14 protein-coding genes are annotated in these 14591 nt (G+C 68.6%); 7 read left to right on the top strand and 7 right to left on the bottom strand.

The features are described from left to right. Positions 1-19 precede the first annotated feature (19 nt). Genes RCP38_RS15735 through RCP38_RS15710 form a run of 6 tightly spaced genes read right to left on the bottom strand, consistent with a single transcriptional unit; the run spans position 20 to position 6912 of the window. Positions 20-1555, bottom strand: a complete 1536-nt coding sequence (locus tag RCP38_RS15735) for a class I adenylate-forming enzyme family protein (RefSeq protein ID WP_308473856.1) — start codon at positions 1553-1555, stop codon at positions 20-22. Next, positions 1548-3062: a class I adenylate-forming enzyme family protein gene (locus RCP38_RS15730; RefSeq protein ID WP_308473855.1), complete on the bottom strand. Its 1515-nt coding sequence runs from the start codon at positions 3060-3062 to the stop codon at positions 1548-1550. Before RCP38_RS15730 ends, RCP38_RS15735 begins: the two co-directional genes overlap by 8 nt. Beyond that, positions 3052-4509 (bottom strand): class I adenylate-forming enzyme family protein, encoded by a 1458-nt coding sequence (locus RCP38_RS15725; RefSeq protein WP_308473854.1) that lies wholly within the window; start codon positions 4507-4509, stop codon positions 3052-3054. Before RCP38_RS15725 ends, RCP38_RS15730 begins: the two co-directional genes overlap by 11 nt. Further along, complete coding sequence (locus tag RCP38_RS15720; RefSeq protein ID WP_308473853.1) at positions 4509-5309, bottom strand: enoyl-CoA hydratase/isomerase family protein; 801 nt, start codon at positions 5307-5309, stop codon at positions 4509-4511. The genes RCP38_RS15725 and RCP38_RS15720 overlap by 1 nt, the downstream gene beginning before the upstream one ends. Continuing rightward, entirely contained in the window at positions 5294-6100 is an 807-nt protein-coding gene (locus RCP38_RS15715; RefSeq protein ID WP_308473852.1) for an enoyl-CoA hydratase/isomerase family protein, read from the bottom strand. The genes RCP38_RS15720 and RCP38_RS15715 overlap by 16 nt, the downstream gene beginning before the upstream one ends. A 17-nt stretch (positions 6101-6117) precedes the next feature. Next, a complete protein-coding gene (locus tag RCP38_RS15710) occupies positions 6118-6912 on the bottom strand; it encodes an enoyl-CoA hydratase/isomerase family protein (protein WP_308473851.1) in 795 nt (264 codons plus the stop codon). Positions 6913-6991: 79 nt separating this feature from the next. Between RCP38_RS15710 and RCP38_RS15705 the strand changes: the two genes are divergently transcribed. The 3 genes from RCP38_RS15705 to RCP38_RS15695 all read left to right on the top strand — a co-directional run bounded on the left by RCP38_RS15705 (position 6992) and on the right by RCP38_RS15695 (position 9820). Then, a complete protein-coding gene (locus RCP38_RS15705) occupies positions 6992-7675 on the top strand; it encodes a hotdog family protein (RefSeq protein WP_308473850.1) in 684 nt (227 codons plus the stop codon). After that, the gene (locus RCP38_RS15700) at positions 7672-8568 is read left to right on the top strand and encodes an enoyl-CoA hydratase/isomerase family protein (RefSeq protein WP_308473849.1); all 897 of its coding nucleotides are present in this window, start codon (positions 7672-7674) and stop codon (positions 8566-8568) included. The genes RCP38_RS15705 and RCP38_RS15700 overlap by 4 nt, the downstream gene beginning before the upstream one ends. A gap of 76 nt (positions 8569-8644) precedes the next feature. Further along, positions 8645-9820: a thiolase family protein gene (locus RCP38_RS15695; RefSeq protein WP_308473848.1), complete on the top strand. Its 1176-nt coding sequence runs from the start codon at positions 8645-8647 to the stop codon at positions 9818-9820. Positions 9821-9897: 77 nt separating this feature from the next. Here the strand turns inward: RCP38_RS15695 and RCP38_RS15690 are convergent, their stop codons facing one another. Next, complete coding sequence (locus tag RCP38_RS15690) at positions 9898-10632, bottom strand: TetR/AcrR family transcriptional regulator (RefSeq protein WP_308473847.1); 735 nt, start codon at positions 10630-10632, stop codon at positions 9898-9900. A 166-nt stretch (positions 10633-10798) separates the two neighbouring features. Between RCP38_RS15690 and RCP38_RS15685 the strand changes: the two genes are divergently transcribed. From RCP38_RS15685 to RCP38_RS15670, 4 genes are all read left to right on the top strand, one after another. After that, positions 10799-11560: a crotonase/enoyl-CoA hydratase family protein gene (locus RCP38_RS15685; protein WP_308473846.1), complete on the top strand. Its 762-nt coding sequence runs from the start codon at positions 10799-10801 to the stop codon at positions 11558-11560. Positions 11561-11576: 16 nt separating this feature from the next. Then, positions 11577-12374 carry an SDR family NAD(P)-dependent oxidoreductase gene (locus RCP38_RS15680; RefSeq protein WP_308473845.1) on the top strand — a complete coding sequence of 266 codons (798 nt, stop codon included), beginning with the start codon at positions 11577-11579 and terminating at the stop codon, positions 12372-12374. A 160-nt stretch (positions 12375-12534) separates the two neighbouring features. Beyond that, positions 12535-13326 (top strand): enoyl-CoA hydratase, encoded by a 792-nt coding sequence (locus tag RCP38_RS15675; protein ID WP_308473844.1) that lies wholly within the window; start codon positions 12535-12537, stop codon positions 13324-13326. Positions 13327-13340: 14 nt separating this feature from the next. Further along, complete coding sequence (locus RCP38_RS15670) at positions 13341-14591, top strand: amidohydrolase family protein (RefSeq protein ID WP_308473843.1); 1251 nt, start codon at positions 13341-13343, stop codon at positions 14589-14591.

Raw genomic sequence — 14591 nt, 5'->3', positions numbered from 1 at the left:
AACGTAATCCAAGAATCGCCTAAGCGTCCTGCTTATCGGGGTCTTTCCGGGAGTCGGCGGTGAGCAGTTCGCGGATCCGTCGCATGTCGGCCTTGCCGGTCGCCCCGCGGGGGATGGCGTCGGTCCCGTCGACCAGTAGCCATACCGTCGGAACCTTGAACGCGCTCAACAGGTTGCGGGCCGCGCCGCGCAGCCCGTCGACGGAGAGTCCGCCGCCGGCGATCACCGCCCCCACCCGGTTGCGGTCTCCGTCGGGCACGTTGGTGACGACGGCGGCCTGCACGCCGGGGATGGACCGCAGGGCCTTCTCCACTTCACTCGGGTAGACGGTGGCGCCGCTGACTTTGAACATGTCGTCGGATCTGCCGTGATAGAACAGGAATCCGTCGCGGTCGAGGCGGCCCAGGTCGCCGGTGGGGTAGAAGCCGTCGGTGGTGAAGACCTCCTCGCGGGTGCGTCCACAGATGCCGCGCAGGGTGTGCGGACCGCGCAACTGGATCATCCCGACGGTGTCGGCGGGGAGCGGAGCGCCGGTCTCGACGTCGACGATCCGTACCTCCATGCCGGCGAACGGTTTTCCGCAGCTGCCCCACGCCGAGCGTGGCATGTCGGTGTCGGCGGCATAGCCGCAGTACGGGCCGAACGCCTCGGTCATCCCGAACAGGTTGGCGCGTGCCCCGGGCTCGGCGCGCAGGTCCGCGGGCAGCAACGCCTCCAGGCTGCCCGGACGCAACGCGGACAGATCGGCGTCGCCGGCGTGCCGGGACAACTCCGCGGCCTGATCCGGCCAGCCGCGAAACAGCGTGACCCGCTCGGATTCCAGCAGGCGCAGCGTGGTCTGCGGCGTCGGGATCTCCTCGGTGACCAGCGTCGCCCCGGCCAACAGGGCCGAGAGCACCCCGCCGCCGAAACCGCCCACCCAGAAGAACGGCATCGGCAGATACAGCCGGGTGTCGGCGCCGATGCAGCGCGGCGCAAGGCTGGAACGCACCGCGCCCAGTGCGCTGCCGTGCGAATGCTGCACCCCCTTGGGGGGACCGCTGCTGCCGGAGGTGAACATGATCAGCATCGGGTCCGCGGGGGTGACACCGGCGCCCAAGGCGTCGACGACACCGGCCAGAGCCGCGTCGGCGTTGGTGTCGGCCAACCGGTCGGCCGTCCAGACATGCTGCAGCGACGGCAGATCCCCGGGCAGGCCGTCGAGGTGGCGCCGGCCGCGGAACTCCTCGACGCCGATCAAGAACTGGACGGACGCCACCCGCAGTTGGGCGGCCAGCTCCGGTGCGGTCAGCAGGGTGCTCAACGGCACCAGCACCGCGCCGATCCGGGTCAGGCCGATGGCGATGCGGACCCACTCGACGCCGTTGGGCATGATCACCCCCACCCGGGTGCCCTTGCCGATACCCGCCGCGATGAAGACCGCGGCCAGTTCCCGCGACGACGCATCCAGATCCGCGTAGCTCAGCCGCCGGGTCGGGTCGATCACCGCAGGCTTGTCCCCGTGCCGGTCGGCGTGGGCACGTACCAGGGCGTCGACGGTCAACGTGTCAGGCATCGAACACCTTTGCCAATTCGCGTAGGTCGACCTTCCCACTGGGCAGCAGCGGGATCTGCGCCGCGGGGACGGTCGTCGATCTGCGGGGGACCTTGTAGGCGGAGAGTTCGGCGGCCAGCGACTCGCGTAGCTTCGCGCCGTCGACCGGGGTGTCGCCGACGAGGACCGCGGCCACCAGTTGACCGCGGTCGGGATCGGGCAGGCCGAACACGTAGGCGGCCATACCGCCGGTGACCGCGGCGATCGCGCGCTGCACCTCGACGGGGGACACATTGGCCCCGGCGGTCTTGATCAGCGAATCGCGCCGGCCCAGGTAGTAGTAGAAGCCGTCGTCATCGGTGCGGACCAGATCACCGGTGTGGAACCAGCCGTCGGCGTCGAAACACTCTTCCCGGCTGCGCTTGTGGTAGCGCTGCATCAGGTACGGGCCGCGCACCCAGAGTTCTCCGTCGTCGACCCGGCACTCGAATCCGGGAGCCGGCCGCCCGAAGCTACCGCGCCGGTGTTCGGGCTGGTCGGTGTCGTCGGCGCTGAGCAGGACGACGCCGCCGGTCTCGGTCAGTCCGAGCATGTTGTGCCGCAACTCCGGATCGGCGGGCCGGGCATCCGGGGCCAGGATCGGATAGAGGTTCCCGCGGCGCAACGTCGACAGATCACGGTCGGCGAAGCTCGGGTGGCGCGGCAGGCCGGCGACACCGGCCACGAAACCATTGCTCACCGTAGGCTTCTCGGCTTCCAGCAGGTCGAGGGTGACGGCCGGGTCGGTGGCGTTGGAGCAGACCAGCGTGGCGCCCGCCAGCACGGTGGACAGCAGGGCGAACGCGAACCCGCCGATCCAGAAGAACGGTGAATTGCAGAACAGGGTGTCCTCGGCGCGCAGGCCGCGGATCGCATTGAGGTTGCGCTGGTGGCCGATCAGAGCGCCGTGGCTGTGTATGGCACCTTTGGGCGTGCCGGTGGACCCGGAGGTGTAGACGATCGCCAGCGGGTCGCCGCCGTCGACGCCGTCCTCGAGGTCGGCCAGCTGCGGTGGAGCGCTGCGCCCGCTGGCGGTCTCGGGGCCGAACAGCACGTGGCGCAGTTGCGGCACCTCCGCGCAGAACAGTGGTGCACCGGCCCCGATATCCGCATCGCCGAGCACCTCGGTCAACCGTTCTCGGTAGTCGTGCGAGCGGAAAGCCGCGGCGGCCAGCAGAATCCGCACATCGCTGTGCACCAGCTGGTTCCGCAGCTCGCGTGCGGTGGCGAAGGTGGGGAACGGAACCACCACCGCGCCGATCCGGCTCGCGGCCAACAGACCCACCACGAACGCCGCGCCATTGGGGAACAGCAACCCGACGTGGCACCCCTTGCCGGCACCCAGTTCCAGGAGCCGGCCGGCCAACACCGCCGAGCGTTGCTCGGCTTCGGCGTAGCTGATCCGCTCGGTATCGGTGACCAGCAGCGGGTGATCGCGCCGGGCACGTGCCTGTTCGCGCAGGACGTGCGCCAGGGTGTCAGCGGGCATGCTCGATCAGCGCCCGCACGGCACCCAGATCGGCCTTGCCCGACGGTGTCCGCGGGATGACGTCGACGATGGCGATCTCGGTGGGAATCTCGTAGCCCGCCAGCCGGCCCCGCAGAAACTCGGTCAGCGTGCCGGAGTCCGCGGCGGCACCGGAGCGTAGTTCCACGGCCGCCACCGGGGTCTCCCCGAGACGCTCATCGGCCCGGCCCACGACGGCGGCACCCTTGACCGCCGGGTGGGCTTCCAGGGCGACCCGCACGTCGTCGGGCATCACCTTGAAGCCGCCGCGGATGATCGCCTGATCCGCCCGGCCCAGAATCCACAGGAAACCGTCGGCGTCGATCCGGGCCAGGTCGGTGGTGCGCATCCAGTCGGCGTCGGCACCGAGCTGGCCCGGCTTGACCTCCAGCAGCCCCGGTTGGTCGGGCCCCAGCGGTGCGCCGTCGTCGCCGACCACCCGCAGCTGCGCACCCAGGCTGGCGCGGCCCACGCTGCCCCGCTTGTCCTTCCAGTACCGCTGATAGTCGGCCAGTGTCCAGCCGGCGACGCCGCCACCGAATTCGGTTGCCGCATATGAGGTGAGCACCGGAATGCCGAACTTGGCGGTGAACGCGTCGGCGTCGTCCGCGGAGAGCGGGGCGGTGCCCGAGGTCACCGCACGAATACCGGCCAGGTCTTCGCGGGTCAGCTCCGAATGCAACACGGTGCGCAGCGCCGCCGGGACCAACGACACCGCACGCGGCCGGCAGGTGCGGACCGCATCGGCCCAGCGTCGCAGTTCGAAGCGTTCCAGCAGCACGAACGACCGCGCTTCGGCGATGCACTGCAGCACCCGGTAGACGCCGCCGATGTGCACCAGCGGCGAGTTGACGATCGCGATCCCGCGCCGCAACTGCTCGGGCGCCGGAGCATGCTCCGGGTCGGGGCCGATCACACTGTGCGCCAACATGTCGTAACGCAGGTCGACGCGCTTGGGCGGCCCGGTGGTTCCGCTGGTCAGCATCCACACCGCCACCCCGGGGCGCCCCACGTCCGGCACCGGTTCGGCGGCCGCACTGATCTGCGGTTCGGCCGCCAGATCGGTGATCGCCACCAGCGTCGTATGCGGGCCCGCGGTGACCAGGGCGTCCAGATCGGCGGGATCACCGATGATCACCGGCAGTTCGAGGTCGGCGATCTCGGTGCGGGTGCGGTCGTCGCCGCGGGAGGGATTGATCACCACCACGCAGCCCCCGGCCAGCAGCACCCCGAGCAGCGCGGCCACCTGGGGTGGGCGGTTGCGCAACAGGATTCCGACCCGGGCGCCCGCCGGGGTCAGCGCGGCGATGCGCCGGGCGAGTCCGTCCAGCTGCGCCCAGGAGTGCCAGGTGCCGTCGTATTGCAGTGCCGGTGCGTCGGGCTGCAAGGCGAGCACGGTCGCGATGCGTCGTTGCAGGGGATGTGGCATCAGCGAATCCGTGGGGGAGTCGTGGGGCGCGGCGGTTGCGCGTCGAGCTCGGCCTTGCCCAGGGGGTTGCCCAGCCTGGTGTAGATCAGCCCCTGGTCCAGGGCGGCGCGGTAGGGCTTGTCGAGCGACTCCCAGATCGCCTTCACCGTGCCCTGGGTGGCCGAGGGCGGTTTGGCCGCGATAGTGGCGGCGACCTCGTGTGCGCGTGCCCAGAGCTGGTCGCGGGCCACCACCTCCGACACCAGACCGATCCGCAGGGCGGTGTCGGCGCCGACGCGTTCGTCGTTGCCCATCAAGGCGATCCGCAGGGTCTCACCCAGGCCGATCTTGCGCATCAACCCGATGGGCTCCAGCGCGCAGACCAGGCCGGCGGAGACATGGGAGTCGAAGAACGTGGCCTCCGTCGAACAGATCACCACGTCGGCCTCGTTGACGAAATAGAACGCGCCCGCGGTACACATGCCCTGGACCGCGCAGACAACCGGCTTGAACATCTTCTGCCACTTGGGGCTGAGCAGCTCACCGGGATCCTCGTGGTTCCAGACGTTGTCGGGCTGCCCGTAGGAGGATTTGATGTCCAGGCCGGCGCTGAACGCGCGGTCACCGGCGGCGCGCAGTACGACGGCGTTGACGTCCTCGTCGAGCTTGACGATCCGCCACGCGGCCGCCATCTCCTCGCACATGGTGCGGTCGAAGGCGTTGAGCCGATCGGGCCGATTCAGCGTGATGGTGGCGACCCGCGCGGTGCGGTCGACGTCGAGCAGGATCGTGGTGAACGCGGGATTCATCGGCACTGCCATTCCGGTGTCCGCTTCTCGACGAAGGCGCGCGGCCCCTCCAGCGAATCCTCGGTGTGCAGATTGCGTTCCCGGAAGGACTCGGCGAGCATCTCCGCCTCGTGCAACGGCAGATCCAATCCCTTGAGGATCGCCAACCGGGTGCCGCGTACCGCCAACGGCGCGTTGGAGTTCAAGACGTCGGCGATCTCGTGGGCGCGTTCGAGCAGCCGATCGTGTTCCACGACCTCGCTGATCATGCCGAGGTCGTAGGCGCGTTGGGCGTCCATCCGCTCGTGCTTGCCCATCAGAGCCATCCGCAGTGCCACCGAGCGGGGCAGTACCCGGGCCAACCGCACCACTTCGCGTCCGGCGACCAGGCCGATCGAGACGTGCGGGTCGAAGAACGTGGCACGATCCGAGGCGATCACGATGTCGCAGGTGGTGACCCAGTCCAGTCCGGCGCCGCAACAGATCCCGTTGATGGCGGCCAGCACCGGTTTGGCCATCGTCCGGAACGGGGGAGTGCCCTCCTGCGGGGCCTCCCACTGCTCGTAGGTGGACAGATACGGGCGCTCGTTGACCACCTTGCCGTCACCGGGGATCTCTTTGACGTCGGCGCCGGTGCAGAACGCCCGGCCGTTGCCGGTGACGATCAGCAGCCACACCCGATCATCGGCTTCGGCCTCCGCGTAGGCGCTCCGCAGTTCGGTGACCATGTGCGGGCTCAGCGCGTTGAGTGCCTCCGGGCGGTTCAGTGTGATCGTGGCGGTGTGCCCGCGCACCTCGTAGTCGATGGTGTCGAACGTCGGCATGGCCGTCCCTTCTTCTGTTAGCGGCCGGTGAAACCCGGCGGGCGCCGCTGTGAGAACGCGGCCAGACCTTCTTTGAAATCCCCGGTACGGCAGCTGAGTTCGAGGTTGAACAGCTCCTGGGTCATCGATTGCGGCAGCGTCGCGTGCTGCCCGTAATGCAGGGCCTGCTTGGTCAGTCCGATCGCGACGGTCGGGCCGTCGGCCAAGCGGGCCAACAGTTCTGCTGCGGCGGCGTCTAAGTCCGCGGGCGCCACCGCCTGGTGGATCAGCCCCCAGTCGACGGCGTCGGTGCCGCCGACCTTCTCCCCGAGCAGCAGCATGCGCCGAGCCCGGGCCAGGCCCACCAGCCGCGGCAGCAGCCAGGTGGCGCCCGAGTCGGGGCTGAAGCCGCGGGCCAGGAACGGCTCCCAGAACACCGCGTCCGCGGCGGCCACGGTGAAGTCGGCGGCCAGGGCCAGATTGCAGCCCAAGCCCACCGCCCAGCCCCGGACGCTGCACACCACCGGAAGCTGGATGGTCGCCACCAGCTCGATCAGCCGGTGCGCGGTATGCGGGATGCGCCGCACCAGGTCGCCGGTGCGGGGCCGCCGGTCACCGGAGTTAGTGGCGACCCAGTCGGCGCCGGCGCAGAAGTCGTCACCGGCGCCGCGAATGTGCACCGCGCGTAACCCGTCGTCGCTCGCCGCCCCGGTGAGCGCGTCGACGAGGTCGTCGATCATCTGATGGCTCAGGGAGTTTCGACGATCCGGACGATCCAGTGTCAGGTGTAGGAGCGCGCCGTCGCGCAGCGCCGTCACCGATCCTTCGGTCACTGTGGCACCCACCCTTCGCAGCTATATCGTCATGCCTACAGTATGCTATACGATTGTCGGCATTCGGTGGGAAGGGCGCATGGCGGAAGACGTAGCGGTTTCACAGCACTCCGGTGCCGCCCGGTTCGGTGAGCTGCCCCTGGCCCAGACCGTGGCGGCGGCAGGAGCGATGCGGCGCCTGACCGGGCTGCTGCTCGCACTGGAACACCCCCACCCGCTGGTCGACGAGATGCTGACGCAATTCGCCGATTGGGAGCAGCAACTGGCCGAGGTCGCCGCCGTGGCCCCCGTCCCGCGCCTGGAGTCCGAGGCCGACGGCCGGGTCTATCTGCAGCACGCCTTCGACGTGGCGGCGTTCAATCCCTGCTTCCCCGAGTACCGATTCGATCACCTGGACGGCGAAACAGCCTCGGGCACCGTCAGTTTCCCGCTGCCCTACGAAGGTCCACCGGGACTGGTGCACGGTGGCTTCCTCGGGGTCTTCTTCGACTGCGTCACCCAGCAGCAGAGTTGCGCGGCCGGCTCGGCCGGACGCACCCGCTCACTGCTGGTCACCTACCGGCGCCCGACCCCCATCCTCACCGAGCTGGACTTCGACATCGTGCGCACCGAGGGGGAGCGTGGCATCACCGCCACCGCACGACTGCTGCACGACGGCGAGCTGCTGTGCACCGGCGAGGTCAGTACCGCGGCCGCGCCACCGAACAAGTTGAGTGCCATTCGATTCGGCCGGCGACAGCCGGGTGAGGAGTCCTGCCGATGAGCCCCGCCGACACAGGCGACGACCGTGTGTTGTTCGACGTCGATCCCGACGGGCGGATCGCCACCATCACGCTGAACAACCCCGGCCGGCGCAACTCCTACGACGCCGCGATGCGCGACGGGGTGGCACGCTGCCTGGACCGGGTGGCCGACGACGACGACATCGTCGTGGTGCTGCTGCGCGGCGCGGAAGGCGTTTTCAGCACCGGCGCGGACATGAACAACGCCTACGGCTGGTACGGCGAACGCGGTGAGAGCGGCGAGAAGGCCCAGCCTGCGGCCAAGAGCCGGCCGAGCCAGCGCCGCCGGTTGGCGGTGGACCGCAAGTCGTTCGGCTTCTACCACAATCTGATGGGCTTCCCGAAGGTCACCGTCGGCGAGATCAGCGGCTACGCGCTGGGCGGGGGCTTCGAGATGGCGCTGATGACCGACATCTCGGTGATCGCGCGGAACACCAAGATCGGTATGCCCGCCACGCGCTTCCTGGGCCCGGCGCTGGGCAGCCTGCACATGTTCTTTCACCGGTTGGGCCCGGTGTTGGCCCGGCGCCTGCTGCTGACCGGGGACATCATCACCGCCGGCGAGGTCGAGCAGCTGGGTGTCTTCACCGAGACCTGCGATCCCGCGGAGGTGACCGCACGGGCACGGTACTGGGCGGCCAAAGCGGCGAAGATGCCCGCCGACGGTGTGGTGATCGCCAAGGAGGCCTTCCGTCTCGTCGAGCAGAGTCAGGCCTACCAGGGTGAAGAGGTGGCCAGCTATCTCTTCCACGCCTACGGCACCAACCTGCAGTTCGGGCCGGGGGAGTTCAACTTCGTCAAGACCCGGGCGCAATACGGCACCAAGGAGGCGTTCCGGTTGCGCGACGAACACTTCCACGTCCCGGAGCCGTGAAACCGGGCCGGTGTCACTGACCTGACCCGCGACGCAGTACCTTTACAAAAACAACGATTAATGTAAGGTCGGAAAAATGCCTACACCTGTCATCGTCGGCGCCGTACGCACGGCCATCGGACGTTCATTCAAGGGAACCCTGGTCAACACCCCGGCGGAGACGTTGATCACGACGGTGCTGCCCGAAGTGGTGCGCCGGGCGGGTATCGAGCCGAACGAGATCGACGACATCATCTTCGCCGAATCGCACTACGGCGGCGGCGACCTCGCCCGCTACGCGGCGGCCGCGTGCGGCATGGAGAGCGTGCCGGGCCAGTCGGTCAACCGGCACTGCGCCGGCAGCCTGACCGCGATCGGCAACGCGTCGGCCCAGATCGGGTCCGGTATGGAGCGGGTGCTGATCGCCGGCGGTGTGCAGTCGCTGTCGATGTCGCCGCTGGTGAAGTGGCGGGTGCCCGGTCCCGAGTTGAAGTTCATCGAGCCCTGGATGCCGCCGACGCACCCCGAGACCCCCGACGCACCCACCCGGGACATGTCGATCACCGTGGGCTGGAACACCGCGCAGGCCGCGGGCATCACCCGTGAGGAGATGGACGCCTGGGCCGCACGGTCGCACCAGCGGGCCATCGACGCGATCGACGCCGGCAAGTTCGTCGACGAGATCATCCCGCTGAAGGTCGAACTGCCCGACGGGTCGGTGACCGAATTCAAGGTCGACGAGTTCCCGCGGCGCGGGACCACCGCGGAGACACTGGCGGGCCTGAAGGTGCTGCACCCCGAGATCGAGGGCTTCTCGATCACCGCGGGCAACAGCAGCGGCACCAACGATGCCGCCGCCGCCGTCGCGATCGTCGACTCCGACTACGCCCGCGACAAGGGCCTGAACGTGATGGGCACCGTCAAAGCCTGGGCCTCGGTGGGCGTCGCCCCGCGCGACACCGGACTGGGCGGCGTCAAGGTGATCGGCAAGGTGCTCGAACGCGCCGGGCTGTCGGTCGGTGACGTCGCGCTGTGGGAGATCAACGAGGCGTTCGCCTCGGTGCCGATCGCGGCGTGCAAGGAGTACGGCATCGACGAGGAACTGGTGAACTTCTCCGGCAGCGGTTGCAGCCTGGGTCACCCGATCGCCGCATCCGGCGCCCGGATGGTCACCACCCTGCTCTACGAGCTCAAGCGCCGTGGCGGCGGCATCGGTGTGGCCGCCATGTGCGCCGGTGGCGGCCAGGGCGGCGCAGTGGTCGTCGAGGTCTAGCGCCCAGCACACTTGGGAAAGAGCGAGCCGGCACCGTCGATCAGACGGTGCCGGCTCGCTCTTTTCGGGTCAGGCGATCACTGTTTGGCTTGCCGCCGCGCCGGCTTGCCGCTCTGCTCGATCAACCGTTCGGCGTGGTCGAGGATGCAGTTGAGGCCGTACTCGAAGTTGGCGTCGTCGGCCGCACCCACCCGATGGCCCTGCCGGGTGGTCTCGGCCAGCAGCGGGGTCACCGACGGGTCGATGACCAGCGCCTCCTCGAAATCCGACGGACCCTCGGCGTCCGATGCCCGGTTCTTCTCGTAGAGGCGGCGCAGCACCACCGACCCGCGGATGTGCACCGAGATCGTCGAGTAGGTGTCGAAGGCGTCCTGCGGGGACAGGCCGGCCTCCACCAGGCTGGCGATCGCCCGCTCCACCTCCTGGACGCCGAGTTGCGCGGCCCGCGGGCTCAGCGCAGCCCGAATCAGGATGAGATCGCACAGGATCGGGTTGCCCAGAAACGTCGACCGCATGCTGTGCGCGTGATTGCTCAGGGTCTGGCGCCAGTCCTTGGCCTCGACATACGGGGTGGCGAACACGTACTGCTTCAGGGCCCGGGTGGTCATCGCATTGAGGAGGTCGTCCTTCTTGCGGAAATACCAGTAGATGCTGGTCACGCCGACGCCGAGGTGTTTGCCGAGCAACGGCATGCTCAGGTTGTCGACCCCGATCTCCTCGGCGAGCGCGAATGCGCCGTCGATGATGTCGTCGGGGTTGATCGATCCGCGTTCGCGCCGTTGCCGTTTCTCGGCGACTGGCTGCTTTGCCACTGCGGGTACCTCCAGTTCTGGTCGACACGGCCGGATTCTCCGCCGTTGAACCTAGCTGTCAAACCTACCCGTACCCGGCTCCGACACCGGCCATGGAGCTTCTCTTACCGTAAAGCATATGGTAAGCATTTTTGTATACCTTGTCACAACGCCTGAAGGGTGAGCCGTGTCTGAAGCGGTACTGCGCGAGCGTCGCGGACGGATTCTCGTCATCACGATCAACCGGCCGGAGGCCCGCAACGCGGCCAACAAAGCGGTCGCCGAGGGACTGGCCGCCGCGTGCGACGAACTCGACGACACCCCGGAGCTGTCGGTCGGGGTGCTGACCGGAGCCGGCGGCAACTTCTGTGCGGGCATGGACCTGAAGGCGTTCGCGGCCGGCGAGCTGGCCTACGTCCCGGGCCGCGGACTCGGCTTCACCGAGCGCCCGCCGCGCAAGCCGCTCATCTCCGCCGTCGAAGGCCACGCGGTGGCCGGCGGAACCGAACTGGTGCTGGCCACCGACCTGGTGGTGGCCGCCAAGGGTGCGAAATTCGGCATCCCGGAAGTCAAGCGCGGACTGGTGGCCGCCGGCGGCGGCCTGCTGCGGCTGCCACACCGGATCCCGTACCAGAAGGCACTCGAATTGGCTTTGACCGGTGAGAGTTTCACCTCCGAGCAGGGTGCGCAGTGGGGTTTCGTCAACGTGCTCGCCGAGCCCGGTAAGGCGCTGGACGAGGCCATCGCGCTCGCCGAGCGGATCACCGCGAACGGCCCGCTGGCCGTCGCGGTGACCAAGGAGATCATGGTGAAGTCCGCCGGCTGGAGCCAGGACGAGATCTGGCAGAAGCAGAACGAACTGATCGCGCCGGTGTTCACCTCCCACGATGCCAAGGAGGGCGCCATCGCATTCGCCGAGAAGCGCGCCCCGAACTGGACCGGCGCCTGAGTCCTGGCGGGTAGCCGTGGATCTGGGCTTGCGCGACGCCCGCGCCGTGGTCGTCGGCGGCGGGCGGGGGATGGGACTGGCCGCGGCGGGCTGCCTGGCCGACGACGGCGCCCGGGTCGCCGTCCTGGGGCGGTCGAGTGACGTGCTGGATCGCGCCTGCGACGACCTGCGCAGACGCGGCAGTCCGGAGGCGATCGCCGTGGTCGCCGACGTCTGCGACGAGCATCGCGTGCAGCAGGCCTTTGCCGAGATCGGCGAGCGCTGGGGCGGCGAGCTCAACATCCTCATCAACGCCACCGGCCCGGACGTGCAGGGTCGGTTCGAGGAGCTGAGCGACGAGCAGTGGCGCCGGGCGATCGACCAGGGCGCGATGGGGATGGTGCATGCCGTCCGGGCGGCACTGCCGTTGCTGCGCAAGGCCGAATGGGCCCGGATCGTGAATTTCTCGGCGCAGTCCACGCAACGGCAGAGCACCGCTCTGGTCGCCTACACCGCGGCCAAGGCGATGGTGAACAGCGTCTCGAAGAACCTGGCGCTGTTGCTGGCGCCCGACGAGATCCCGGTCAACGTCGTCTCGCCGGGCAGCGTCGCCTCCGAGGGGCTGGTCGGCTGGGCCCGTTCGGTGGGTGTGGACGGGGACGACCCCTACCGGTTGATGGAGGCCATCACCGAGCATTTCGGCCATCCGGCACAGATGCCGCGGGCCGGCCTGCCCGACGAGGTGGGGGCGGTAGCGGCGTTTCTGGCCTCCCGCCGCAACAGCTACATGACCGGCGCCAACGTCAACGTCGACGGTGGCTCGGACTTCACCTGATCGGCTGGCCGGAATCGAGCCGTGACCTGCCTACATAGCGGTTTTCGACCGGACCGCCCGCGGTTGCGGAATGCGCTACCGAAAGGTATACAGTAAGAACTATTCCAATCGGATTCCGGTCCGGAATCCGAGTCGATTCGAGGCGGAGGTTGCGGGGTCGATGACCGCGGTGCTCTACGACGTGCGGGACGCCGTCGGGCTGATCACCCTCAACCGCCCGGAGCGGCTCAACTCCTGGGGGCCCGACATCGCCGCCGGTTTCTACGCCGCCGTCGATCAGGCCGAGGCCGATCCCGCGGTACGGGCGATCGTGGTGACCGGCAGCGGTCGTGGGTTCTGCGCCGGCGCCGATCTGGGCGGCGGCGCGCAATCCGGCCCCGACACCGATGCATCCGACACCGACGTCTCCCAACTGGTCGGCGACCGCCCCCCGCATTTCCTGACCGAATTGCGCAAACCCGTGATCGCGGCCATCAACGGCTCCTGCGTCGGAATCGGGCTGACCCACGCGCTGATGTGCGACGTCCGGTTCGCCGCGGCCGGTGCCAAATTCGCCACCGCCTTCACCCGTCGCGGCCTGGTCGCCGAACACGGAATCACCTGGATACTGCCGCGACTGGCCGGTATGGGCCCGGCGATGGACCTGCTGCTGTCCGGGCGCACCTTCCTCGCCGAGGAGGCCCGCGAACTCGGCGTGGTCAACCACGTCGTCGCGCCCGAGGACCTGCTGGAGCGTGCGCTCGCCTATGCGCGCGATATCGCCGCGCACTGTTCGCCGGCGTCGCTGGCGGTGATCAAGGGCCAGGTCTACCGCGACGCACTCGATGACGTCGCCGCGGTCAGCGCCCGCGCCGAAACCCTGATGTACGAATCGCTGACGCGGCCCGACCTGATCGAGGGAATCACCAGTTTCTTCGAGAAGCGCCCGCCGAACTTCCCGCCCCTCACGTGAGAAAGGTTGAGCACATGACTGCCGCACCCGAACGGCTCCCGTACTTGGCCGTCGACGTCGACAACCACTACTACGAGCCGCTGGACGCCTTCACCCGGCACCTGCCCAAGGAGTTCCGCAGCCGCGGTGTGCAGATGCTGCAGGACGGCAATCGCACCCTGGCGGTGTTCGGCGGGGTCGTCAACCACTTCATCCCGAACCCGAGCTTCGATCCGATCATCGAACCGGGCTGCCTGGATCTGCTGTTCCGCGGCGAGATCCCCGAAGGCGTGGACCCGGCGTCGTTGATGAAGCTCGACCGGCTCTCCGAGCATCCCGAATACCAGAACCGCGACGCCCGCGTGGCGGTGCTCGACCGGCAGCGACTGGAGACGGTGTTCATGCTGCCGACCTTCGCCTGCGGTGTGGAGGAGGGACTCAAGCACGACATCCCCGCCACCATGGCATCGGTGCACGCGTTCAACCTCTGGCTCGACGAGGACTGGGGTTTCGACCGTCCCGACGGCCGGGTCGTCTCCGCGCCGATCATCTCGCTGGCCGATGTCGAAAAGGCCGTCGAGGAAGTCGAATTCGTGATCGGTCGCGGCGCCAAACTGGTCTGTGTGCGCCCGGCCCCGGTGCCCGGCGAGGTACGGGCCCGCTCGCTCGGCGACCCGATGCACGACCCGGTGTGGGCGCGGCTGGCCGAAGCGGGTGTCGCCGTCGTCTTCCACCTGTCGGACTCCGGATACATGGCGATCCCGGCGCTGTGGGGCGGCAGCGGTGTCTTCAAGGGATTCGGTAAGCGCGACCCGCTCGACATGGTGATCATGGACGACCGCGCGATCCACGACACCATCGCCTCGATGATCGTGCACCAGGTGTTCACCCGGCACCCCAAGCTCAAGGTGGCCAGCATCGAGAACGGCTCGTACTTCGTCTACCGGCTGATCAAGCGGTTGAGGAAGTCGGCCAACAACGCGCCCTACCACTACCGGGAAGACCCGATCGAGCAGCTGCGCAACAATGTCTGGATCGCCCCCTACTACGAGGACGACGTGAAGCTGCTGGCCGACACCATCGGCGTCGACAAGATCCTGTTCGGTTCGGACTGGCCGCACGGTGAGGGCCTGGCCGACCCGACCACCTTCACCGCCGACATCCCGCAGTTCCCCGAATTCAGCGCGGAAGATACCCGAATGGTTATGCGGGACAACGCATTGACGCTGCTGGGTGATCCGAACCGGACCGCACCGGGCGCCGCCCACCTGGCAGCTTCGGTCTGA

Origin of the sequence: Mycolicibacter sp. MU0083 (assembly GCF_963378075.1) — a bacterium.
GTDB classification, from domain to species: domain Bacteria; phylum Actinomycetota; class Actinomycetes; order Mycobacteriales; family Mycobacteriaceae; genus Mycobacterium; species Mycobacterium kokjensenii.
The sequence above is the reverse complement of the archived record's forward strand: the minus strand, read 5'-3'. Positions and strand labels throughout refer to the sequence as shown.